General features: G+C 63.2%; 26 protein-coding genes. 2 read left to right on the top strand and 24 right to left on the bottom strand.

Features of this window, described 5'->3' with window-relative positions; all coding sequences use genetic code 11:
* Window positions 1–20: 20 nt before the first annotated feature.
* The 14 genes from AC4FS3_RS10375 to AC4FS3_RS10310 form a co-directional block, all read right to left on the bottom strand.
* The gene (locus tag AC4FS3_RS10375; protein WP_491020507.1) at window positions 21–368 is read right to left on the bottom strand and encodes a hypothetical protein; all 348 of its coding nucleotides are present in this window, start codon (window positions 366–368) and stop codon (window positions 21–23) included.
* Complete coding sequence (locus tag AC4FS3_RS10370; RefSeq protein WP_491020506.1) at window positions 368–970, bottom strand: hypothetical protein; 603 nt, start codon at window positions 968–970, stop codon at window positions 368–370. The genes AC4FS3_RS10375 and AC4FS3_RS10370 overlap by 1 nt, the downstream gene beginning before the upstream one ends.
* Entirely contained in the window at window positions 967–1,653 is a 687-nt protein-coding gene (locus tag AC4FS3_RS10365; RefSeq protein ID WP_491020505.1) for a response regulator transcription factor, read from the bottom strand. Before AC4FS3_RS10365 ends, AC4FS3_RS10370 begins: the two co-directional genes overlap by 4 nt.
* A complete protein-coding gene (locus tag AC4FS3_RS10360; RefSeq protein WP_491020504.1) occupies window positions 1,653–3,191 on the bottom strand; it encodes a sensor histidine kinase in 1,539 nt (512 codons plus the stop codon). The genes AC4FS3_RS10365 and AC4FS3_RS10360 overlap by 1 nt, the downstream gene beginning before the upstream one ends.
* 14 nt (window positions 3,192–3,205) lie before the next feature.
* Window positions 3,206–4,549: an ATP-binding response regulator gene (locus AC4FS3_RS10355; protein ID WP_491020503.1), complete on the bottom strand. Its 1,344-nt coding sequence runs from the start codon at window positions 4,547–4,549 to the stop codon at window positions 3,206–3,208.
* Window positions 4,539–5,705 carry an FIST N-terminal domain-containing protein gene (locus AC4FS3_RS10350; RefSeq protein ID WP_491020502.1) on the bottom strand — a complete coding sequence of 389 codons (1,167 nt, stop codon included), beginning with the start codon at window positions 5,703–5,705 and terminating at the stop codon, window positions 4,539–4,541. The genes AC4FS3_RS10355 and AC4FS3_RS10350 overlap by 11 nt, the downstream gene beginning before the upstream one ends.
* Before the next feature lie 2 nt (window positions 5,706–5,707).
* Entirely contained in the window at window positions 5,708–6,400 is a 693-nt protein-coding gene (locus AC4FS3_RS10345) for a LuxR C-terminal-related transcriptional regulator (RefSeq protein WP_491020501.1), read from the bottom strand.
* Window positions 6,401–6,519: 119 nt separating this feature from the next.
* Window positions 6,520–7,116 carry a hypothetical protein gene (locus tag AC4FS3_RS10340; RefSeq protein ID WP_491020500.1) on the bottom strand — a complete coding sequence of 199 codons (597 nt, stop codon included), beginning with the start codon at window positions 7,114–7,116 and terminating at the stop codon, window positions 6,520–6,522.
* A complete protein-coding gene (locus tag AC4FS3_RS10335; protein WP_491020499.1) occupies window positions 7,113–7,916 on the bottom strand; it encodes an ABC transporter permease in 804 nt (267 codons plus the stop codon). Before AC4FS3_RS10335 ends, AC4FS3_RS10340 begins: the two co-directional genes overlap by 4 nt.
* Entirely contained in the window at window positions 7,913–8,653 is a 741-nt protein-coding gene (locus AC4FS3_RS10330) for an ATP-binding cassette domain-containing protein (RefSeq protein ID WP_491020498.1), read from the bottom strand. The genes AC4FS3_RS10335 and AC4FS3_RS10330 overlap by 4 nt, the downstream gene beginning before the upstream one ends.
* Window positions 8,650–8,907 carry a PepSY domain-containing protein gene (locus AC4FS3_RS10325; protein ID WP_491020497.1) on the bottom strand — a complete coding sequence of 86 codons (258 nt, stop codon included), beginning with the start codon at window positions 8,905–8,907 and terminating at the stop codon, window positions 8,650–8,652. The genes AC4FS3_RS10330 and AC4FS3_RS10325 overlap by 4 nt, the downstream gene beginning before the upstream one ends.
* 14 nt (window positions 8,908–8,921) lie before the next feature.
* The gene (locus tag AC4FS3_RS10320) at window positions 8,922–9,365 is read right to left on the bottom strand and encodes a cupredoxin domain-containing protein (protein ID WP_491020496.1); all 444 of its coding nucleotides are present in this window, start codon (window positions 9,363–9,365) and stop codon (window positions 8,922–8,924) included.
* A 10-nt stretch (window positions 9,366–9,375) separates the two neighbouring features.
* Window positions 9,376–10,377, bottom strand: coding sequence for a PQQ-dependent catabolism-associated beta-propeller protein (locus tag AC4FS3_RS10315; protein WP_491020495.1), 1,002 nt, complete (start codon window positions 10,375–10,377; stop codon window positions 9,376–9,378).
* A gap of 14 nt (window positions 10,378–10,391) precedes the next feature.
* A complete protein-coding gene (locus tag AC4FS3_RS10310; protein ID WP_491020494.1) occupies window positions 10,392–11,585 on the bottom strand; it encodes an ABC transporter substrate-binding protein in 1,194 nt (397 codons plus the stop codon).
* Between the two features lie 183 nt (window positions 11,586–11,768).
* Here AC4FS3_RS10310 and AC4FS3_RS10305 point away from each other — a divergent pair, with 183 nt between their 5' ends.
* Both AC4FS3_RS10305 and AC4FS3_RS10300 read left to right on the top strand, forming a co-directional pair.
* Window positions 11,769–12,296, top strand: coding sequence for an SRPBCC family protein (locus AC4FS3_RS10305; RefSeq protein ID WP_491020493.1), 528 nt, complete (start codon window positions 11,769–11,771; stop codon window positions 12,294–12,296).
* Window positions 12,293–13,237 carry a YncE family protein gene (locus AC4FS3_RS10300; RefSeq protein WP_491020492.1) on the top strand — a complete coding sequence of 315 codons (945 nt, stop codon included), beginning with the start codon at window positions 12,293–12,295 and terminating at the stop codon, window positions 13,235–13,237. Before AC4FS3_RS10305 ends, AC4FS3_RS10300 begins: the two co-directional genes overlap by 4 nt.
* Before the next feature lie 5 nt (window positions 13,238–13,242).
* On the opposite strand, the gene AC4FS3_RS10295 is transcribed toward AC4FS3_RS10300, so the two are convergent.
* The 10 genes from AC4FS3_RS10295 to AC4FS3_RS10250 form a co-directional block, all read right to left on the bottom strand.
* Window positions 13,243–14,055, bottom strand: a complete 813-nt coding sequence (locus AC4FS3_RS10295) for a substrate-binding domain-containing protein (protein ID WP_491020491.1) — start codon at window positions 14,053–14,055, stop codon at window positions 13,243–13,245.
* Window position 14,056: 1 nt separating this feature from the next.
* Window positions 14,057–14,563, bottom strand: a complete 507-nt coding sequence (locus AC4FS3_RS10290; RefSeq protein ID WP_092903689.1) for a c-type cytochrome, methanol metabolism-related — start codon at window positions 14,561–14,563, stop codon at window positions 14,057–14,059.
* Between the two features lie 181 nt (window positions 14,564–14,744).
* Entirely contained in the window at window positions 14,745–16,550 is a 1,806-nt protein-coding gene (locus tag AC4FS3_RS10285) for a methanol/ethanol family PQQ-dependent dehydrogenase (RefSeq protein WP_198837680.1), read from the bottom strand.
* 252 nt (window positions 16,551–16,802) lie between these two features.
* Window positions 16,803–17,273 carry a c-type cytochrome gene (locus tag AC4FS3_RS10280; RefSeq protein WP_491020490.1) on the bottom strand — a complete coding sequence of 157 codons (471 nt, stop codon included), beginning with the start codon at window positions 17,271–17,273 and terminating at the stop codon, window positions 16,803–16,805.
* Window positions 17,274–17,306: 33 nt separating this feature from the next.
* On the bottom strand, window positions 17,307–18,140 hold the full coding sequence (fghA, locus tag AC4FS3_RS10275) for an S-formylglutathione hydrolase (RefSeq protein WP_491020489.1): 834 nt from the start codon (window positions 18,138–18,140) through the stop codon (window positions 17,307–17,309).
* Window positions 18,141–18,233: 93 nt separating this feature from the next.
* Window positions 18,234–19,364: an S-(hydroxymethyl)glutathione dehydrogenase/class III alcohol dehydrogenase gene (locus tag AC4FS3_RS10270; protein WP_491020488.1), complete on the bottom strand. Its 1,131-nt coding sequence runs from the start codon at window positions 19,362–19,364 to the stop codon at window positions 18,234–18,236.
* 129 nt (window positions 19,365–19,493) lie between these two features.
* Window positions 19,494–20,075, bottom strand: a complete 582-nt coding sequence (gene gfa / locus AC4FS3_RS10265; protein WP_198838564.1) for an S-(hydroxymethyl)glutathione synthase — start codon at window positions 20,073–20,075, stop codon at window positions 19,494–19,496.
* A 69-nt stretch (window positions 20,076–20,144) separates the two neighbouring features.
* Window positions 20,145–21,284, bottom strand: a complete 1,140-nt coding sequence (locus tag AC4FS3_RS10260; RefSeq protein WP_491020487.1) for a hypothetical protein — start codon at window positions 21,282–21,284, stop codon at window positions 20,145–20,147.
* Window positions 21,278–21,871 (bottom strand): tetratricopeptide repeat protein, encoded by a 594-nt coding sequence (locus tag AC4FS3_RS10255; RefSeq protein WP_283179686.1) that lies wholly within the window; start codon window positions 21,869–21,871, stop codon window positions 21,278–21,280. Before AC4FS3_RS10255 ends, AC4FS3_RS10260 begins: the two co-directional genes overlap by 7 nt.
* Window positions 21,871–22,800: a vWA domain-containing protein gene (locus AC4FS3_RS10250; RefSeq protein ID WP_491020486.1), complete on the bottom strand. Its 930-nt coding sequence runs from the start codon at window positions 22,798–22,800 to the stop codon at window positions 21,871–21,873. Before AC4FS3_RS10250 ends, AC4FS3_RS10255 begins: the two co-directional genes overlap by 1 nt.
* Window position 22,801 lies beyond the last annotated feature (1 nt).

Genomic DNA, 22,801 nt, shown 5'->3' with positions numbered 1-22,801 from the left:
CGGCGGCTGCGCCGTCCGGCTCAGAAACAGACCATCTCGGCCTCGGCCTGGGCGCGGCGCAGATCGGCGGCCACCGCCTGCATCGTCGGGCTGCCGCGAAACAAAGCCATCCGCTCGCCGCCGCCGATCCGCATCCGCAGCACCGTCTCGGCAGAGACGAAATTGTCATAGGGCAGGATCGAGGCAATCGTATCAATCGAGCAGGAGCAGCGGCGTAGCATATCCTGGGTCTGGCCGTTCACCGTCATGCAGGTGAAGACATATTCCGCCCGCGCCTCGGTCGGATAATCATTGGCCAGCGTCTCTGCGGCTGTGGGGCCGGCAAACAGCAGCGGCAAAAAAGCAGCGGTTACAAGGCGGCGGTGCATCATTCCCCCCCGGTCAGGATCATCTCTTCACTATAGCCACCCGGCCCGGCTCCGGTATCCGCCTTAAGGCTGAGGAGGCGACCGGGCTCTGCAGGGTCAAAGGAAACCTGCAGCCGCAATCCGGCAAAGGGGCCCAGACGGTCCCGGTTCGGATCTGCCGCGAAAGGCTCCAGCGTCACGGTGATGCGAGCATCAGCTTCGGGCGCGGCCTCTGCGGCGATCAGCGCGGCGCGGATGCGGTTGCGGATATAGAAAGGGTTGCCCCCGGTCGCCTGGCTCATATCGCGGACGATATTTTCCAGGAAATACAACAAAAGCGGATTGGCGCTGGCGGCGGGAAACCGGGCAATCTCGCTGCGCGTGCCGCCGGCTTCCTGGTCGAGCAGCAGAAATTTCGTACCCTTATCTTCCATCACCAGAAGGCGCAGCGCCGATAGTGTCGGGGCCGCATCGCCTGGCCCATTACGGCTGAGACTGTATTGCAGCACGTCGTCGGCCCCGGCATCAGCAAAGACGCCCTCCGCCATGATCAGATCCGAGAGCGGCCCCGCCGAAGCCGCCCCACTGAGGCACAGCGCCAGAACCAGAGCGAGGCGTTTCATGGCTCATCCCCCTGGGCCGTCAGCATGAAGCCGCGGCTGCGCAGGGTTTTCAGGCTGAGCCCATAGGGGGTGAAATTACCCAGTTTGCGCCGCAGATAGCCCAGATAGACATCGACCACATTCTCGGTCGAGCCGCCATGCTGCGCCCAGAGCGCGTCAAACAGCTCGCCCCGTGTCAACAGAACCCCGGGCCGTTGCAGCAGATAGGCCAGCAATTCGCCCTCGCGTTCGGTCATCATCTGCGGCCGCGCCGCGCCGGTCACCATGCGCGATGTGGCGTCATAGGTCAGATCGGCCAGCGTCACCGGCGCAATGCGCGGCGCCGAACGGCGCAGCTGCACCTCGAGCCGTGCCAGCAGTTCCGAGAGCTGAAAGGGTTTCACAACATAGTCCTGGGCGCCAGCCTCGAGGCCCTCGGTGCGATCCTCGATCCGGTTCAGGGCAGACAGGATGATCGCGGGCATGCGCTTACCCCGCGCCCGCATCCCCGCCAGCAATTCGGCACCGCTGTCGCCGCCCAGCATCATATCGATAATCGCGGCATCGCAACCGCGTGTTTCCACGAAATCCGCGGCTGCCCCGGCCGTCTCGGCCCATTCGACCTGATGGCCGGCCGCTTCCAGCCCGCGCGACAGCAGCGAGGCGATGTCAGGGTCGTCCTCAACCACCAGAATATGCGCCATTACCTCTCCTCCCAAAGCGGCAGCCCGATCTGCAATCCAAGCCCCCGGCGATCTTGCGGCCCCTCCGCAGAACCGGCTTCGGACCGATCTTCGGGCAACAGGCCCATGCTTCCACCCGAAGCTTCCACGACCCAGGCTGCAAGGGCAAGTCCGACACCAAAGCCCGGGGCATTTCCGCTGCGGACAAAGCGGCGAAACACCTGATCGCGCAAGCCGGGGGCGAGGCCTGGCCCGGTATCGGTGATCACGATCCGGGCAATCCCATCCCCTGCGCTGGCGGTCACCGCCACCTCAGCGCCGCGCCCGGCATATTTCGAGGCATTCTCGAAGAGGCCGGCAAAGACCTGGCGCACCCAGTCGGAATCGGCGCAGAGATGGATTTCTGCCACCTCAGTTCTGACGCTCACTCCGGCGCGGCGCAGCAAAGGTGCGGTATCCGCCAGCGCTGCACTGATCGCCTGATCCAGCGCGACCCTGTCGCGGCAAAGCTCCAGCTGACCGGAGTCAGACCGCGCGATGCGCAAGATATCCTCGATCCGGCGGTTAAGACGCTGGCCGCGCGCCATAATCGTCTGAAAGGCCGCGCGCACAAGCGGATCGGAATGGCGGGCGCCAAGCTCTGCCTCGCCCATGATAACGGTCAGCGGCGTGCGCAGCTCGTGGCCGACATCTGCGAACAGACGGCGGCGGTCGGTATCGGTCTGCGCCAGCCGCTCATTCGCAGCGGAGAGATCGGCGGTGCGCCCGGCGATGATGCCCTCAAGGCGCTGGCTGTCGCGCTCCAGCCCGGCGCGCCTGCGGTCAAGCCTGCGCGCCATCTGCCGCAACCGCGCCAGCATCAGCCCAAGTTCATCATGCCCGCCGGCGCCGCGCGGGAACTGGCCGCTTGCGAGGCTTTCCGCCGAGGCGGTGACACGCTCGAGCCGGCCAAAAAGCGGGCGCAGCACCAGAAGATAAAGCGCCGCCAGCACAAGGGGCGCCGCAAGCCCCGCCGCAAGGGCAAAGATCCGCAGGCTGTTTTGCAGCCGGTCCATCGCCAGCAGGGCGTTCTCGCGGCGACGGGTTTCCTGGGTGATCTGGCCGCCCACCGCCTCGGGGGCCTGCGCCATATAGAAGGCAATCGCCGCATCCCCCTGGGGCGTGCCCGGACCGGATTGCGCCAGCGTCTTTTCCAGCTGGCCAAAAAAGCCGCGCAGCCGCGCCGGGGTCATGCTTTGCCGCGCGCGCTGTGCCTGTTGTTCCGATGTTGCGGCGCCGGCGACATCCTCGGCGACCAGCCGGTCCAGCTGATCTATTGTCGCCAGAACCGTGGCGGGATCGGGCGGTGTCTCCGGCCGCGTGAGCCAGCTGATCATCCAGTCATTCACCCGCGCCGAAAACACACCATAGGCCTCGATCCGGCTTTGCGCCGCCATCGCCTCATGCGCATAGGACTGGGTGCGCGACAGGCCGTAAACCGCGAGCCCCGCCGACAGCATCGTCAGCCCGGCCAGCAGGGTTGCGGCTGTCCACAGCCGGGGCCTCAGACCGGGACGCAACCAGCGCCGGGCCCTCATGTCAGCCCGAGGGAGTGCCGAATGGCGCGGTTCAGATCTTCGGCGGCGACAGGTTTTTCCAGTATTTCCAGCGCCGGCTCGCCGATCTTCCTGCGGATCATATCGGCGGGTTCGGCGCTTACAATCAGCGCAGGCGGTGCCAGACCCAGCTCTTGCGAGAGGCGCCGGATCGCCGCCACCCCGGTATCTTCGCCATCGAGCCGGTAATCCGAGAGGATGAGGTCGGGCGCGGCAAGCATCGCCACCTGCACCGCCTCTTCGCTTCCCGCGACAGGCCAGGCAATCATGCCCCAGCTTTCCAGCAGGTATTGCATCGCATGACGCATGGTCTGGTCGTTCTCGATCAGCAACACCCGGCGCCCTGTCAGAACGGGGCGCGGCAGATCGGGCGCCTCTTCGGGCATCACTGGCAAAGACGGGGTCTGGACCAGCGGAAGCCTGACGCGAAAGCGCGAGCCGAGCCCCGGATGTGAGATCAGCTCGAGCCGGTGGCCAAGCTGATCACAGGCGCGCTGCACGATGGATAGGCCCAGACCGGTGCCGGGCTGCGTTTCCAGCGAGAGCCGTTCAAATTCATTGAAAATACGGGTCTGATCGGCGGGTGCGATGCCCGGCCCCTGGTCCAGCACCTCAAGCCAGACCGCAGGCCCCACCTCGCTGTCCCGCTCATGGCGCAGCCCGACCAGCACCTTGCGCCCGGTGGTATATTTCAGCGCATTCGTGATCAGGTTCTGCGCGATCTGGCGCAGATAGACCCCATCGCTCAGCACAGTGGCCTTTGACCCGACAAAACGCAGGTCGATCCGGCGCGCGCTGGCCACAGGCTGGGTGTCGATGATCAGGCGGCGAAACAACCGCCCCATCGCCACCGGCGCAAGATTGGTCTGAAAGCTGCGACTGTCGAGCTTGGCGATCTGCAACAGGGCACGGATCAGCTCTTCGGCGGAATCGATGGTGGCCGTCAGATGCGAGACAAGGTCGCGTTGCAGCGCATCGCCCGAGACTTCGCGCAGATGCGCGAGAAACAGCTTGGCGGCGCTGAGGGGTTGCAAAAGGTCATGGCTGGCCGCCCGCAGAAAGCGCGATTTCGCGCGATTGGCCTGGTCGGCGACCTCGCGCGCGGTGGCCAGTTCAGTATTGATCAGCGCAAGTTCAGCCAGCGCGGTTTCAAGATCCAGGTTGCGCGCCACCACTTCGCGCTCCAGCACCTCGGCCGCGCGCGACAGCGCATAGGCGGGGCCGCGCTTCTGGCTGATGCTTTCAAGCCGGCGGATCAGCACCTCATTGATCCGCGTCAGCTTGGCGATCTTCTGGCCGGGGCTGTCCGTCTCACGCAACATCAATGCTGCCCATACCCCTGCTGGCGCTGTCATCGAGAATCGCGAGGCCGACAAAGGTCTGGTTCACATGAATGCCGCCATGCTGCTCGCCATAGGTGTTAAAGCCCGCCACGCGAAAATCACGACAGAGCTTGCCGACAGTCTCCTGCTCACCGGCCCGTTCAACCGCAATGCGCCTCAGGATGCAGTCAAACCCCAGCACCAGTTCGGCGGGGCCGATCTGTTCCATCTGCCGCCGCAACCCTTCGGTCAGGCTTTCCGAGCGCCCCAGCGTCAGAATCGCCCCCGGCTCGATCGAGCACATCAGCGCCAGATCGCCATTCGGGGTTACGCCGCTGATCGCGCGGACATAATGGCGCCCACCGGCACATTCCAGGAGCGGGTTCTCGGCAAAAGCGCTTGGTCCCAGTTCATCCACCCGCACATCGATCAGTCTTGCATATTCCTCGGCCGCGGGTTCGGCGTTGATCTCATGGATCAGCCGGGTTTCCGGATCGGCAGAGGTGACAACCATACGGTTGCCGACCGGCACGAAATGATCAAAAATTACCTCTTTCACGTCGAAATCGGTGTTTATCACGCAAAACAGCGCGCTTTCGGCGTATTCCACACCATCCATTGCCAGCCTTGTCTGTTCGAACCGCAACCCGTCCCCGGCCGAGCCTCCCAGCACCATCAGATCCGGCAGCGACGCATCCACCGTCGTGGTGACCAGTTCTTCACAGCCGCTGGAGCCGTCGATCAGCAAAAGCCCGAAGCGCGATTTCCCGGCATGTCCGCGTGATTTCTCCATCAGCCCGCGCAGCGAAACCATCCAGTCCAGCGTCACATGCTGGCGCAGCCCGCGCAGACAGACCGCTTCGGCGCGGAAACTGCTGGCGGGGAAGGCTATCGCGACAACGCTGTCTTCCTGATAGCCATCAAAGCAGAAGCCGCCGGCCGAAGAACAGCCGAGAACCTTGCAGCCGGTGCCGAAAGCGTCATGCAGCGCGCCGGTCAGCGGGGTGACCAGGTCCTGATCATCGGCAAAAACCAGGATCAGCGCGGGGTCCAGATCGGCGAAGGCGCAGATCAGCGACCCGGACACCGTGACAAAGCCGCCGCGCGCCGAGGCGGCAATGGGCCGGGCAGGGCGACCTGACTGCGAGATTTCCATTCTCAGCGCCCAAACAGCCGGACCCTGTTGGCCAGCAACGCCACCTGGGTGCGGTTGCTGGCATGGATCTTGGACATGATCGCCGCGATATGGGTCTTTACCGTCGCCTCCGCGATTGAAAGCTCATAGCTGATGATTTTGTTCGGGCGCCCCTGGCAGATCAGCCGCAGAATATTCATCTGCTGCTGGGTGAGGGTGCTGAAATTATGGGTCAGCGCGGCAAGATCGCCATTGTCCTCTTCTTCGGCAAATCCCTCGGGCAGCACGGTTTCGCCCTCCCACATCCGGCGGAACGCCTCGACCATCTCAGAGCGCGGCAGGCATTTTGAGATATAGCCACAGGCGCCGGCGGCGATCACCGACGACACCATCTCGGGCTGCACTTCGGCGGAAATGACCGTGAGCGGGCGCTTTCCCAGCTGCGATTTCAGGCTGATTACCGCCTCGATGCCCTTCACATCCGGCAGGTTCAGATCCAGCAGAACGGCATCTGGAATCCCCTCGGCGCGCAGAGTTGCCTCGGCCAGCGCAAGGGTCGCGACACAACGCACCCTGTTCAGACGGAAGGCCGCCTGCAATGTCATCGAAAGCGCCTCGCCCATCAGAGGATGGTCTTCGACGATAAGCACGTCCCGGACGGACTTATATGCCGATGGCGCGGGGACATCCCCCGCTTTGACGGTCTGATGTTCCATTCTGCCCTCCCCTTTGACGCCCGCACCTCCCTGCAGACGACATAAGAATCTTAGAACATTCTTATTATGAATCGAGACCTAACTGCATTGAGGTCGCAAATCTGTGCAACAAGGACGCATTACTGCAGTTTTCCGCTGATCAGACGGCCAATCGCAAAGGCGCGTTGTTCCAGAATGACCGGAGTTTCGCAGACATAGGTCAGGGCCTGCTGGCGGTCCTGGAAAATCCGGGTCGACCAGTCGATATCCTGCTCGGCTTTGTCGATTGCGTCAAAGTCAGGCGAATCGGCTGCCGAGAGCTGCTCGAACTCATGCCGCCGGGCCTTGATCTGTTCATCCAGCCCGGCCTGTTTATGGGCGTAGCGGGTGATCCCGGCCATCACCCGGTCGCGGGTGCGCTGGATATGATTGAACGTCGCGAGATAAAGCGCGGTCAGCCGGGCCGGATCGCTGCCCCCGGCGACGAATGTCTCAATCAGCGCTGCCGCCTCTTCGGGCGAGGTGCGGCGCAACGCCAGCACCGAGGCGACGCGCTGGATCTCGGGTTCAGCGGCGAGGGCGGTGATCGCGTCGTCCGGCTGAGGCCCCGCCCAGACCTGGCCAAGCGAAAGCTGCGGCTGGCGGCGCTGGATACAGGGCCAGTCGGGATCGGCCTCGCCCGCAGCCAGTGCGGAACCCGGCAGCAGCGCGATCAGCACGAGAACGCGAAGGATCATGACGCCCCTCCTTTCCGGCCGCGCCAGAGGCCCTTTGCCGGATCATACATGAAAATGGTGGCGCCGAAAAAAACCACCAGACAGCCAAGGGTGGCCGCCAGCGCCAGCGGCTCTATCTGGCCATAGAGCGCAAAGCGGATCAACTCGACCGAATGGGTGAAGGGATTCCAGGCGCAGATGTGATAGAGGAGCACGCTTGATTCCCGCATCCGCCACAGCGGGTAAAGCGCGGAAGAGGCGAAGAACATCGGGAAGATCACGAAATTCATCACGCCCGCAAAGTTCTCAAGCTGGCGGATCGCCGATGAAATCAGCAGACCCAGCGAGCCCAGCATCAGCCCGGCAAGGATCAGCGCAGGCAGCACCGTCACATAGCCGATCCAGGGCGGGCGCACCCCCCAGAACCAGGCGATCAGCAAAAAGGCATAGGCCTGCAAAACCGCGACCAGCACGGCTGAAAAGAGCTTGGCGCCCAGCAGGAACCAGCGCGGATAGGGGCTGACCAGGAGGCTGCGCATCGCCCCGGTCTCGCGGTCATAGACCATCGAAAGCGAGCTTTGCATGCCGGAAAACAACAGGATCATGCCGCAAAGCCCGGGGATCACATAGACCTCATACAGCACATAGGTGCGGTAAGGCGGCGTGATCGAAAGACCCAGAACCGAGCGGAAGCCGGCGGCAAAGATGAACAGCCAGACCAATGGCCTGACCAGTGCTGCGAGGAACCGCTCGCGCTGACGGGTGAAGCGCAGGAATTCGCGTCTGGCGATGCCGGCAAAGGCGATGGACCAGCCTTTCATGCTGCGCGCCCCGCACCGGTCAGGTCCAGAAATCTATCGGCAAGCGTCATGCCTGCGGCGATCTCTGAAGCACGCCCATCCGCCAGAACCTCACCTTTGTGCAGGATCACGACATGATCCTCCGGCGCGATTTCCTCAAAAATATGGGTGGCCCAAAGCGTCGATACGCCTTCTTCCGCAATCAGACGGCGTACAAGTGCGACGAGCTCTGCCCGCGCCCGCAGATCAAGGCCTGCGGTCGCCTCATCGAGCAAAAGCAGTTCCGGCCGGTGCAAAAGCGCGCGCGCGACTTCGGCCCGGCGCAGCTGCCCCCCCGACAGCGTCGAGACCCGGTCCGTCTCTTTGCCCGAAAGCCCGACCAGGCCGGTCACCTCTGCAATGCGGCTGCGCGCGGCGGCGCCGCCCATGCCATGCAGCGCCGCGTGATAGGCAAGGTTCTGCCTCAGCGTCAGATCACCATCAAGCGCCCGGCTCTGAAACACCACGCCAAGCCGCGCCAGCGCCTTTGACGGCTGGCGGCGGGCGTCATAGCCCGCCACCCCGATCAGCCCCGAAGAACTGTCATAAAGCCTGGTGATCAGCGAAAAGAGCGTGGTCTTGCCCGCCCCGTTCACCCCGAGCAGCGCGCAGAATTCGCCCTTCCCGACCTGGAATGACACATCGCGCAGGGCCTCTGTCGCGCCAAAGCGATGGCTGACCCCTGCGACCCTCAGCGCGCTGCCCTGGTCTGCGTTCATTCCTTGCGGCGCTCTTTCTCGGTGAAATCGGCATTCAGTTTCACATCATACTGGCCATCGGCGCAGATCACATCGTCAAGGTCAAACGAGCCATCTTCCTCGACCTCGATATTGTCGGGATCGACCTCGCAGCTGACCGCGGCAAGTGCCTCATCGATTTTGGCGATCTGTTCAGGGGTGGCCTTGTCCTGGTCATCAGCGAGAGCGGGCATGGCAAAGCCGGCAATCATGGCGGCAAGCAGCAGTTTCTTCATGGGTCGTTCTCCTTTCAGCGGATGTTGAAAATGGCCTTCTGGCTTTCTCCCGAGGATCCGGGGATAGACAGCGAAAAGCTGCCGGGGGTGATGGCGATAAAGCTGATCTCGGCGGTGCCGCCCGCGTCGAATTCCAGCGAATGCACGCCCATCGGACGAATTTCGATTTTGTTGATCACGATCTCATTGATCCAGATCGCGCGAAAGAAGTCGCCGCCAGACAAAGCCAGCTCGGCAGAGCCATCGGCCACGATGTTCATCTTGTAATAGGTGCCCGATTTCAGATCGACCGGCCCGTCCGGCTGCACCGGCTTGCCGGAACCGAGCATCAGATCCGGCAGCGTCACGCGGTTGGCCTTGCCCATCAGCCCGGCAAATCCGTAATCGAACTGCTGGGCAAGGCTGGCGCTGCCGGTCAGGGCCAGCGCGAGGGCGGCGGCAATGGCAATCGCTTTCATACTATCCTCCTCATTCCGTTTTAACCGCAACCACACCCCAGGGCTGTTCGCCCACCGGCACCGAAACCGTTACCTCATCGGTTGCGGTATCAATCACCGAGATGTCGTTGGAATTGCCGTTGGTGGTGTAGAGAAATTTACCATCGGGCGAGAAAGCCAGCTGCCAGACCCGTTGCCCGACCAGCAGGTAATTCGTCACTTCGAGGCTGGCGACATCCACCACCGCCACCCGGTTTGCCGGCCCAAGGGCGACATAGGCCTTGGCGCCGTCCGCGGTGACGCGCAGGCCCACCGGCTGCAATGCCTCGGGCAGGATACCGGCAACATCGAATGTGATGGTTTTGGTGATCTCATTCGTCGCAGTATCGATCACTGAAACGGTGCCGCCGATCTCGGCGGTGACAAACAGGATCTTGCCGTCCGGGGTATATTCGGCAAAGCGCGGGCGGCTGTCGACCAGTACATTGGCGACGATCTCATAACTCGTCGTGTCGATCATATGCGCCATATTCGTGGTTTCAGAGGTATTGACCACGATCTTGCCATCCGGCGAGACCCCCATCCCTTCGGGTTCCACCCCCACGGGCACTTCGGCCAGCACCTGTCGGGTCACCACATCGACCACGGTGACGATATTGTCGTCCTCATTCGCGATGAACAGCGGATTGCCCGAGGGATGCAGCACGAAAAGCTCGGGGTCGGGACCGGAGGGCAGCGAGGGCAGTTCCTCATAGGTGGCGCTGTCATAGACCCGCACCAGATTGTCATCCGAGGCGCAGACATAGATATGTCTGCCATCGGGCGAGGCGGTGATGCCGCGCGGGCGCTGCATGCCGGTGATGGTGTGGATCACCTCAAGTGTTGCCGAATCCAGAACCGTGACCGTGTTGCCCTTTTCATTTGAGACGAAGATTTTGTCGGCCAGGGCCGGCCCGGCAAGCAAGGCAGCCGAACAGGCAAGCGCGAGCCTGATCACGGGCTGCGTCACGGACCGGGTCACAGATCTTCTCATCTTCGTCCTCCTCCTCATCGGTTGCATTCGGTTTCCGCGCGATCGACGCCCAGCGTGTCGAGCTGGCTGACCTGATGCAGGAATTCCTCCTGCGGGCTGACCGAGGCGACCACATTGCCCGCCACCAGCAAGACCGGCTGGCGCAATTGCCCATCCCAGTCGCGGAAGGTCAGCTTTTGCCCCTTGAACGCCGCCAGATCGAATTTGTCCGACAGGATGAAGGCGCGCATCACGTCGAAATCGCCGCCTTTGGTGCGGGTCGCGGCCTCGCCGATCACCCGGAGCGCCATCCAGACCTGATAATCCTCGTCGCGCGCGGGGCGGCCGGCCAGTTTCTCGAAGCGGCTCTGAAACTGGGTGGCGCCCCAGGCCTCATGCGCCGGGCTCCAGCTTTCGGGCATCAGACCGGCCGAGCCTGCGACGGGACTGGCATCCCAGGTGTGATAGGGCAGCCAGGCGGCAAAGACGCCTGCGTGATCGGCGGCGACCAGGATATCATGCGGGGGGGCCGACTGGGTGAAAACCGGCATCTGGCGCTGCACCTGTACATGGCCGGAATCCGATCTGCGCGCGCCGCCGGTATCCTCATAGACACGGGTTTCGACAATGGTCGCGCCGAATTTCTCGGCCGCCCTGCGATAGGCCGCGCCAAGCGCCTGGTCTTCCTTGTGGCTGCCCTCGATCAGGAACCAGCTGTTCCAGCGTTTCCAGACCAGATATTGCGCCAGAGCATCTGTCAGCATCGCATCCGAGGGCGCAACATGCAGCAGATTTGCGCGGCAGTCTTTGCCCCGCAGCGCGTCATCGGTGGAGCCGGCATTGATCACCAGCGCCTGATCGCCCGCCATATCAGCGAGCCGCACCGTCGTGGCCGCATCCGCCAGCGTTACAATATAGGGGATGCCGGCATCGAGCAGCTTTTGCATCTCGGCCTCGACCGTCTCTGGCGTGGCAAGAACCGTTTCCGTGCTGAAGCTCTGGCCAAGGAACCCGCCGGTGGTGGCATTATCCGCAGTGCCGAGGCCGGCCCCGGCGAAGCCCAGATCATCGGGCGGCAAATCAAGCCGTGAGATCGGCATCGGGCCTGGCGCCACCACCCGGATCACCGCCACGCGATAATCGGTTGTCTCCTCGGCCATGGCAGCCGGTGCGGCGAGGGCCGCGACAGAAAGCAAAAGGCCGGATGCGGCCCGGGACAGATTGATCATGCCGTTCTCCCTTGCCTTACCTGGGCATGGCAGCGGCAGGTGACAAAGCAGTTTGTCTCTATAATAAAATAATAAGGTAATGATTTTAGGGCAGATAATACTTTTGGATGATTTGCCCGTAACTTATTTCAGGTCGCATCCTGCGGCAAAAGCGCGGCGCGCCGCCTGTAGGAGTATGCGGAAATGAAGAAACTGATGATTGCGATTTCGGCCTGCCTTGCCCTGCTGGCGGGCATGGCACAGGCCCATGGCCCGTCGCGGCTGAAATCCGAGCAATCGTTGCTGCTGAATGCCAGCCCGGAGGAGGTCTGGGCGGTGATCGGCTCTTTCAGCGACATGACCTGGCTGCCCTCTGTCACCTCGATCACGGCGACAGGTGCCGAAAAAGGCGCGACCCGGGTGCGGGTGCTGGACAGTGGTGTTTCGATCAATGAAGAGCTGCTGAAGATCGACCCGGCGAAATTCGCGATCTCGACCCGGCTGACCGAGGATAATCTCGACTATATCAAGGCCACCAATTACGCGCTGCATATCACCATCAAAGACGAGGGCGGCAAGGCAAGGGTCGAGCTGAAATCGGCCTTTTACCGCGCATTCCCGCAAAACGACCCGCCGGCGGATCTGAATGACGATGCGTCGACAGCCGCGGTGGAGGCGCTCGGCCAGCAGATGATCGAGGCGCTGGTGGCGCGGTTCGGCGCGGCAGGATGAGCCTGCGTCAGGCCTGCGGGGCGCCCCTGTTCGGGGCGGCCTTATGCCTGGCCTGCCTTTATGCGGTGCCTGAGGCCCGTGCCGATCTGGCCGCAATCACCTCGCAAAACGCGGATGCTCTGACGCTTTTTGACACTGAAAGCCTTGAGATTGTGGCCAGTCTTCCCTTGCCGGGTAAACCCGCTGCCGTGGCAACGGATGCGGGCCGCGATCTGATCCTTGCGGTCGCGACCGATCCGACGGCGCTGCATGTCTTTGATCTGAGCGGCACCGCCCGCGCGGTCTGGCCGCTGCCCGACGGGGCTTTCGGCGTCGCGATACGACCCGAAAGCGGCACGGCCCTGGTCAGCGTCATCACCGGATTTGTGGCAGAGATCGACCCGGAAAGCGGGCGCGAGCTCAGCCGCTGGCAAACCGGGGCGATGCCCTCGGGCCTCGCGGCAGAGCCAGGGCTGATCGTGGTGGCCAATCGCGACGCGGACAGCGTGACCCTGATCAGAGCTGATGGCGCGCGCGAGGTCGCAACAGGTCATCACCCCTTTGGTGTGACGCTTTATGAGGGCCGGGCATTCGTGACCGATGTCCTCTCTGATCAGGTCAGCGTCATCGACCTTGCAGGCGCCAGGGTCATTGCCCGCATCCCGACCGGCCAGCGACCCTATGCGGTGGCCTTTGCCGCCGGGAAAGGCTTTGTCAGCAATCAATATGAGGCGAGCCTGACCGTCTTTGACGCCGGTTCGTTTGAGGTGCTGACCAGCATTGCAACCGATGACTATCCCGAGGGCGTCGCCGCCACGGCCGACGAAAGCCGCATCCTTGTGGCGAACTGGTTCTCGGACAGTCTGCAGGTGATCGACAGCCAGAGCCTCGAGGTGATCGCGCGGCTGGAGATGCCCGCCGGGCCGCGCGCCTTTGGCCGGTTCATCGCGGCGAAACCCTGACAGGGTTACGGCGCCTTCAGCGCCTTGCCGTAATCGTCAACCAGCGGCACCCCGGCCTCGCGCAGGATGGCGTCGATCTGGGCCTGGTTGCGGCGGATCAGGCTGTTCAGCTCATGCTTCCAGGTCAGCTCGCCGGCGCGCACGCCCATGGTGATGCGGAAAAACAGGCGCGGCGCAGCCTCTTCCTGCAAAAGCGGGATCACCTTCAGCTTCGGATTGCCTTTGGCCAGCGGGCCGCCGATCGGTCCCCACATTAGGGCGCCATCCGTCACGCCATCCTCGACATCGCGCAGCATATCGCCGGCGGGGTTCTCGACGCGGCGGTCGGTCATCAGATCATAGGGTTTCGCCAGTTTCATCATGCCAAGCCGCGCGACATGCGTTGTCGGCGGCGCCCCGGCAACCACCCCCAGACGCTTGCCCTGCAATGCCGGATCGGTCAGCCGCGCGACCGAGGCGAGGTCGCTATCAGCGCGCACCACCAGAACATGGGTCGATGTGTAATAATGATTGGTGTTCAGCACCATCTCATCACCCTGCGCAAAGCCGATCACCACATCGCATTTCCCGATGCTGAGCGTCTGGCGCAGAAAGCCGGTCACCTGGGGAAACCAGGTGTATTGCAGCGGGACATCCAGTTCTTTGGCAAAGAGCTCTGCGATGCGGTTTTCAAAGCCGCTGCCATCCTTTGATGACAGCGGCACATTCGCCGGATCGGCGCAGACACGAAAGGCGTCGCGGTCCACCAGATCGGCCACCTGCGCCATGGCGGGCGCCGTCAGCCAGAGACAAAGCGTCGCCGCGAGAGCCGCGCGCATCTCAGCCCCCCATGCAGGCCTTTTCGGCCTCGGCATAGGCATCGGACTTGGCCTCTTTCTTGGCGGGGCGGCCACGCGGCACAACATCGGTGCCCCTCGCGCGCAGATAGGTATAGATATCATCAAGATAGCACATCACATTCGGATTGGTTCCGAAAGCGGGCATCACCTGGTTATCGGCGGCGCCGACATTCTTGCGTCCGCTGGCGACCACCCCGATGAAGTCATAATAATCCATCCGCAGGGCAGAGGCCTTCAGCGCCGGAGCATAGGTGGAGCCTTCGCCTTCCGGGCCGTGACAGACATGGCATTCCGCCTGATACCGGCGATAGCCCGAGAAGGTCGGCCAGTCGACGGTTCCATCCGCCTCGATCTTATAGGTGGGGGTGTCGTCAGAGTTGAACCAGCGGATACCGTCATTGGTGACCGCTTCGACATTCGGCTCCTCGGCGACGGCTGCGGTGGCAAAAAATGTCGCGAATGCCAGAAGCGGCATGCCAGCTTTCATCGGTTTGTCCTCCCAAGACGTTAAGAAAAGCCTAGACCGCGCGGGCCGCAGAGCAATTCAGACTTTAGTCTGACCGGCCGCTGCTCCCTGGCATTTTCGCCTCTGGGTCCGGCCCGAGTCTTGCCAAAATGAATGCGCCGCCCGGATGGGGCGGCGCAGGCTGTTTTCAGAGAGAGCCGGATCAGTTCGGCAGGGCGAAGACGGTCAGCTGGCCGCCGAGCGCAGTGTAATCCGAGAGCGCCGCATAGCCGCCAACGGCGCCAAGGCCTTCGGTTGCATTGGTCAGGCCTGCTGCGAGACCGATGCCGGCCCAGCCACCAACACCTGAGAGAACGCCCACATATTGTTTGTCGCCGCTCTTATAGGTAAAGATGTTCCCGATGATGCCCGAGGGGGTTTTGAACTTGTAAAGTTCTTTTCCGGTCTCGGAGTCGACGGCTTTCAGATAGCCTTCGAGCGTGCCGTAAAAGACCACATCACCCGAGGTGGCAAGTGCACCGGACCAGACCGAGAACTGCTCGGGCAGCGACCATTTGATCTCGCCCTTCACCGCGTCCCAGGCGATGAAATTGCCCATGCCGCCATGGCTTTCCGGCGCCGGGAACATCGAGAGCGTTGCGCCGACATAGGGTTGGCCGGCGGCATAGCTGACGCGGAACGGCTCATAATCCATGCAGACGTGGTTCGTGGGCACATAGAACAGCCCGGTTTTCGGCGAATAGGCCGCAGGCTGCTGGTCTTTCGTGCCAAGCGCGGCCGGGCAGATGCCGGTCGAGTTGACATCTTCGCCATTCTGCGCGGTCGAGTATTCAGCCACGACCAGAGGCCGGCCATAGGTTTCCGAATCCTTGTTCATATCGACTTCGGTCGCCCAGTTCACCGCCGGGTCATATTTCTCAGCCACCAGCAACTCGCCGGATTCGCGGTCCATCGTATAGGCAAATCCGTTGCGGTCGAAATTGACCAGCAGCTTGCGCATGGTGCCGTCGATTTCCTTGTCGACGAGGATATTCTCGTTCACCCCGTCATAGTCCCATTCGTCATGCGGGGTTTTCTGGTAGAACCACTTAGCCATGCCGGTATCGACATCGCGGGCCATGATCGTCATCGACCATTTGTTGTCACCCGGACGCTGGCTGGGGTTCCAGGTCGAAGGGTTGCCGGTTCCATAATAGATCAGGTTCAGCTCGGGGTCATAGGTGGTCCAGCCCCAGGTAGTGCCGCCCCCGATCTGCCACTGGTCACCTTCCCAGGAATTCAGCGAGCTGTCTTTGCCGATCGGCTTGCCAAGGACCATGGTTTTTTCGGGATCGACGAGCATCTCGGCATCCGGGCCGGTCGAATAGGCGCGCCAGGCCATTTTGCCATCGGCGATGTTATAGGCCGTCATATGGCCACGCACGCCATATTCACCGCCCGATATCCCGATCAGCACCTTGTCCTTGACAATCAGCGGCGTTGCGGTCGAGGTCTCGCCCTTGGCCGGATCGCCATTGACCACCGACCATTTCACTTCGCCGGTCTTTTCGTCCAGCGCGACCAGCGTGGTATCGGCCTGGCTGAGGAAGATCATGCCATCGCCATAGGCCAGACCGCGGTTGACGGTGTCACAGCACATCACGCCGATCACGTCAGAATTCTGCTGCGGGTGATAGCGCCACAGGATTTTGCCGTCATTCTTCAGGTCAAGCGCATAGACGTTGTTCGGGAAGGGCGTATGCACATACATCACATCGCCGATCACCAGCGGCGCCCCTTCATGGCCGCGCAGCACCCCGGTCGAGAACGTCCAGGCCACCTGCAGGTCGCCGACATTGTCCTTGGTGATATCGCCAAGTTCGGAATAACGCGTTCCGGCATAGTTCAGCAGCTGGGTGACCAGCTGGCCAGAATTCTTGATGCCTTCCGTCACCGAGTCATTTGCAAATGCCGGTGCTGCCACTGTTGTCAGCAAACCTGCTGCAAGTCCTAATAGCTTCGCTCTCATGGTCATCCTCCCGGAACGCGGTTTCGCTGGCACTCCCCGCTTCTCCCGATCTCCTCCGGGGATATGGCGGTGGCTTCTTATATCTTTCTTATGAAGCGACCTGAGATCCGTTCTGTCAACGAGGCCGCCACTCCCCTGCGACCAAAGTATGAGCCGATATCGGCCTCTGCTGCGGTGCCGGAAATGAATGGGCCACACCCGTTCATGGATGTGGCCCTTCCTGGTCAAAACCTGTTGCCGAATCCGCGGTGGTTATTCCGCCGGAGCCGTCTCAGTAGCCGCTTCCGGAGCGGCCCCGGGTGCCGCCTCGCCGGCCGCCCCGGCGGCGACGCCGTCAGGATGCAGGCTGATCAGATAGGCGACCACATCGGCCCGCTCTTCAGGCTTTTTCAGCCCGGCAAAGGTCATCTTGGTTCCCGGCGCCATTTTCTTCGGGTTTTCAAGAAAGAGATCCAGCTCTTCCGGGGTCCAGATATGGCCCTCTTCTCCCATTGTGCGCATGACCGTTGAATAGGCAAATCCTTCCAGCGTGCCGGTCTTGCGGCCAACAACGTCATGCAGATTGGGCCCGGCCTTCGAGGCACCATCTGCGGCCACCGTATGGCAGGCCATGCATTTCTTAAAAGACTTCTCGCCCTTGGCCGGATCCCCTTCGGCAAATGCCGGCAGAGACAGCCAGGGCAGCAATGCCGCCATCAGAGCGGCGCGCAGGGTGACGGACATTTGGTCTCCTCCTCAGGACGATGTCAGCAGGGGTCAGGCTTCGGCCAGCCGCTCCGCATGGAAGCGGATGTGATCCTCCATCACGCTGGATACGAAGAAATAACTGTGGTCATAACTGTCAAGCAGCCGGAAGCGGAGCGGCTGACGCCGCGCCGTGGCCGCGGCGAGCAGCGCCTCGGGTTTCAGCAGATCCAGAAACTGATCGCGCGCGCCCTGGTCGATCATGATCGGCCCGGGAAAGCCCCTCTCGGCCATCAGGATGCTGGCATCATGGCGGGCCCAGCCGGCCTCATCCGGCCCGAGATAGGCGGTGAACTGCTTTCTGCCCCAGTCACTTGCGATCGGGTTCGAGATCGGCGCCAGCGCCGAAACCGAGGCATAGGTCTCGGGATGGGTCATGGCGATGGTCAGCGCGCCATGACCGCCCATCGAATGACCGGTGATGCCCTGGCGTTCACGATCCAGCGGAAACCTGTCGAAGACCAGCGCCGGCAGTTCATGGACGATATAGTCCCACATCCGGAAATGCGCTGACCATGGCGTCTCGGTTGCATTGACGTAAAAGCCGGCGCCCTGGCCCAGATCATAGGCCTCGTCATTGGCAACGCCCGACCCGCGCGGGCTGGTATCGGGGAAGATCAGCGCGATACCGGCATCGGCGGCCCATTTCCGCGCGCCGGCCTTGGTCATGGCATTTTCATGGGTGCAGGTCAGGCCCGAGAGGAACCAGAGCACCGGCACGTTCCGGATGCGGGCTGCCGGAGGCAGGTAGACGGCAAAGGTCATCTCACAGCCGCAGACATCCGAGCCATGCGCATAAACGCCCTGCACGCCGGCAAAAGCGGCGTTCTCTGAAATGGTCTTCATGCTGCTCTGTCTCCGCCCCTTTCCTTCTATCTGCAACATTTCTGCCTTAGCCCGCCGCCCCTGAAGGGGCGGGCGGGCTAAGGCGGGTTGCCCTTAATAGACCACGACCGCCCGGATCGACTTGCCCTCATGCATCAGATCGAAACCATGGTTGATCTCTTCCAGCTTCAGCTGATGGGTGATCATCGGGTCGATCTCGATCTTGCCATCCATGTACCAGTCGACGAATTTCGGCACATCGCGGCGGCCTTTCGCGCCGCCGAATGCGGTGCCTTTCCAGACCCGTCCCGTCACCAGCTGGAACGGCCGGGTCGAGATCTCGGCCCCCGCCGGCGCCACACCGATGATCACCGACACACCCCAGCCGCGATGCGAACATTCCAGCGCGTCGCGCATCACTTTGACATTGCCGGTCGCATCGAACGAGTAATCGACACCGCCGAGATGATCCGCGCCGCGCTTCGTCAGATTGACGATCTCCTGCACCACCGAGCCTTCGATTTTTGACGGATTCACGAAATGGGTCATGCCGAATTTGCGCGCCATTTCCTCTTTATCGTCATTCAGATCGACGCCGATGATCATATCGGCCCCGGCCATTCTGAGGCCCTGGATCACGTTCAGCCCGATACCGCCAAGGCCAAACACCGCCGCGGTCGAGCCGATCTCGACGCCTGCGGTATTGATCACCGCGCCGATGCCGGTGGTCACGCCGCAGCCGATATAGCAGATCTTCTCGAAGGGCGCGTCATCGCGGACCTTGGCCAGCGCGATCTCCGGCATCACCGTGTGGTTCGCAAAGGTCGAGCAGCCCATGTAATGATAGACCGGCGTGCCATCGAGCAGCGAAAACCGCGTGGTGCCATCCGGCATCAGCCCCTGGCCCTGGGTATTGCGGATCGCGGTGCAGAGATTGGTCTTGCCCGAGAGGCAGGAATAGCATTCGCGGCATTCCGGCGTGTAAAGCGGGATCACGTGATCGCCGGGCTTCAGCGTCGTCACGCCCTCGCCGACCTCGATCACAATCCCGGCGCCCTCATGGCCGAGGATACAGGGGAAGATCCCCTCCGGATCCGCGCCCGAACGGGTGAATTCATCGGTATGGCAAAGCCCCGTCGCCTTGATTTCCACCAGAACCTCGCCCCGTTTCGGGCCTTCCAGGTTCACTTCCATGATTTCAAGCGGTTTGCCTGCAGCAAGAGCGACGGCGGCACGGGTACGCATGGGTCAGGTCCTTAACATGCTGTCTTTGTGACGCCATGCCGCCGGACAGATCCGGGGCATGGCGGGGTTTCGGGCAGACATCCCCGGTCCGGAGAGGGTATTGGACCGCGCCGGACGCGAGGGATCCGCTCAGGCGGGAAGAGCGCCGGATTTCTTCGCGGCATGGGTGGCGATCGCGTCCATCAGCGGCGGCGACAGCGCGTCATAGGGTTCCAGCCCCAGCTCGCGCAACCGGCCCCGGATGCCCTCCATCCGCGATGGATCCACACCGGATTCGATCACCGAGGAAACAAAGGCCGCGAATTGCGGCTCCGACCAGCCCGACTGGTCCGAAAGCTCGGTATGCACGAAATCGAGACCATAGAACGGGTGTTCCTTATTCTCGATCCGGCCATACATATGCGCGCCGCAGCCGGTGCAGGCGTGGCGCTGGATCGGCGCGGCCGCATTGACGATCTTCAGCTTGCCCTCATTGGCGGTGACGCTGACCGCGTCGCGCCCGACAACGGCGATCTGCGCGAAGACCGAACCATCGGGTTTCCAGCATTTGGTGCAGCCGCAGACATGGTTATGCGCGGTCTGCGCCGAGACCTTCACCTCGACCCGGTCGCTGGCACAATTGCAATGCAGGGTGCCGCCGCCGAAGCCGGCAGATCCCTTTTTCACGCCGCCATCCACCGCAGGATGGATTTTCACATTCTCATAGGTCACGATATGTTCCTCCCCGGCCACAGCGGCCTTGTTATCTGCACTATTGAACGCGGCCCGGCTGGCGACAATTCAGCCAAAGGTGTGAGGCGGCGTCGCAGAAGCCGGTGGTTGTGGCGGCCGGCCATAGATCTGCGAGTCGAGCCGGGCGAGCCTTTCCGGCGCAGCGCCTGCCTCGCCCAGCAGGCGGCGCAGGGTCAGAAGATCGCCTTTGCGCCAGGCCTGCCAGCGCCGGATCAGCGCCAGCGGCGCGTAGCGCGCCCGGAGCCGGCGCAGCGCCTGACCGCTCCGATCCGGGCGCAGCCGCCAGGCGGCAAGGCTAAAGCCAAACGCAAGGCCAAGCGCCACCATGGCCGCCAGCGCCAGCGCCTGTGCGGTCCCGATCTGCCCGCGCGGCACCTGGCCGGTGTAGAAACTGGCATATCCTATGGTGAGCGCGGGAATTTCGACCGTCTCGATCCGGCGCGACCGGGTGTTGAACCAGGGGATCTTCACCGGCTCCAGCACGCCTGGCTCGCCGGTATGGGGGCGGAATTGCCAGGACCAGATCACCTCGGTCTCGGGCCCGGTCTCGGTGCGGATCAGTTCACGCCTTGTCGGGGCGGCAAAGGTGATCAGCCAGTTTTCTGACACGACGGGCCGGGGCGGGATCTGTTCGGGCAGCGCATCAACCACCCGCAGCCGGATCACCCGGGTCACGGTCTCTCCATCGGCAAGATGCGCGGGGTCAGTGGACAGCTCTTCGGTCAGGTCAATCTCTGACGCTGCGAAATGCCAGCCTTTCAGCGCCGGGAACTCTCCCACCGAGAGCATCAGCGGCGGCGCCACGACCAGTGCATCCTCACGCTGGCTTTGCTTGTTGATGATGGTCAGCTGATGGCGCACCGGGCCGAATTGCAAAGGCCCCGCTCGCTTTGGCCAGAGCGCCAGCCTGCGCTCCATCACGATCTTCGGCAGGCCGTCGATACGCTCCTCATGCCAGTCATCGGGATGGGTCTGGATCCAGTCGAACGCCGTGCTGGGGGTGATCTCCAGCTTTTCATTGGCGATCTTGTAGTCGTAAACAGCGCGGATGATGACCGGGATCATCTCTCCCACCACCGGTTGCGGGCCGTTGCCATCGCGCAGGATGGACAGCTTCAGACCGGCCTCGGCGCCTGCCGCGAGGGGGAGCACCAGCAGCGCGAGGATCAGGGTCAGCAGCCTTACCATGGGTCCCCCTGATCCGGCGCGGTCAGCCCCATCGAGAGGCGCCGCAGATGTTCGGCCTCGAGCCGCAGGCGCAGAAATTCACCGGGATCATCCTGGATGCTTTCAAGCCAGGTGCCATCCGCGACCCGGCCACCGGCATCCAGCGGTTTCCCAAGTCGCTTGATCTCGTCAAAGGGAACGCCGGTCGGGCTGGCAATCACCTTCGCGGCGATCCGCCCGGCGGCATTGGCCTCGCCCAGATGTGGCGGCACCAGCGCATTGACGGCATTACGGTTTTCGCGCGCGATACTGTCGGCGGGATTGGCGAAAAGGACGGCATCGAAATAGGCGAGTGACAGCGGCAGATCGCCGGTCATCGCCAGCGACAGGCCCCGGTTATAGGTCGAGACCCGGCCCGCCGCGCGAAAGGCGTCATCCGCCGCCTGGTATTCGCCCGCCTGATACAGCGCGACGCCCCGGATCGCAGGATCTTCGAGCAGGGGGGCTGCGAAAGCGGGCAAACCCGCGAGGATCAGAAGCTTCGCCAGCGGCGCCTTGCCCGCCAGCACGAGGGCCAGAAGCCCGGACAGGAGAAGGGCGAGCCGCATCAGCGCCACCTCAGGAACAGCGGGAACAGGCAGGCCAGCGCCAGGACCAGCAGCCATGGCCCGAGATCGCGCATCCCGGCGCCGGCGACATCTTCGCGCGCCAGTTTCGCGCTGCGGGCGCGGGTGATCGCGGTGGAAAGACCCGAGATATCCGCAAATGCATAGCTCTGACCGCCGCCCGCCCGGGCAATGGCTGCAAGGCCCGCCGCATCCTGAGCCGGAGCGGCAGCGGCAGGGGTCATGGCCAGCCCCCAGACCCTGGCGCCATCGCTGGCGAGGCGCGCGGCCTCCTCGGTGGCGCGCGGGCCGCTGCCACCGCCATCGGTGACAAGCACCAGATCGACACCGCCCGGCAGGCTGTGTCCCGCTCCATCCGCCGTCGAAAACAGATCGCGCGCCATGGCCAGCGCGATATCGGGACGGCTGCCGGCAATCGGCGCGGTTTCGCGGTCCAGAACACCGATCAGGCTGAGAAGGGTATCGCTGTCGGTGGTGGGCGCCGAGGCAAGCCAGGCATCGGCAGCGTAAAGCATCATGCCAACAGGGCGCCCCGCCGCTGCGGTGATCAGCCCGTCCGCCGCCGCCTGCAGGTCTGACAGGCTTCGCGCGTCGGAGACCACCGAGGGCGAGAGGTCCAGCATCAGAACCAGCGGATCCAGCGCGCGCAATTCGGTTCTGCCGGCCTGGGGCACCGCAGGGCCCGACAGCGCCAGGGCAGTCGCCCCGGCGGCAATGAAGGGCAAGAGCATGACCCGGGTTCCGGCGCTGTTGCGCAGCCAGCCCAGGTGCAGGAGCACCGGGATCAGCGCCGGATCGGTGACAGCCGTCCAGGCCCCGCGCCGGTTGCGCCGCAGCGCGAAGACCGCCAGCGCAAGCACCGGGATCAGAGCCAGCAGCCAGGCGGGCCGCAACAGCAGAAAGCTGCTCATC

Source organism: Pseudogemmobacter sp. TB195, assembly GCF_058313095.1.
The sequence above is the reverse complement of the archived record's forward strand: the minus strand, read 5'-3'. Positions and strand labels throughout refer to the sequence as shown.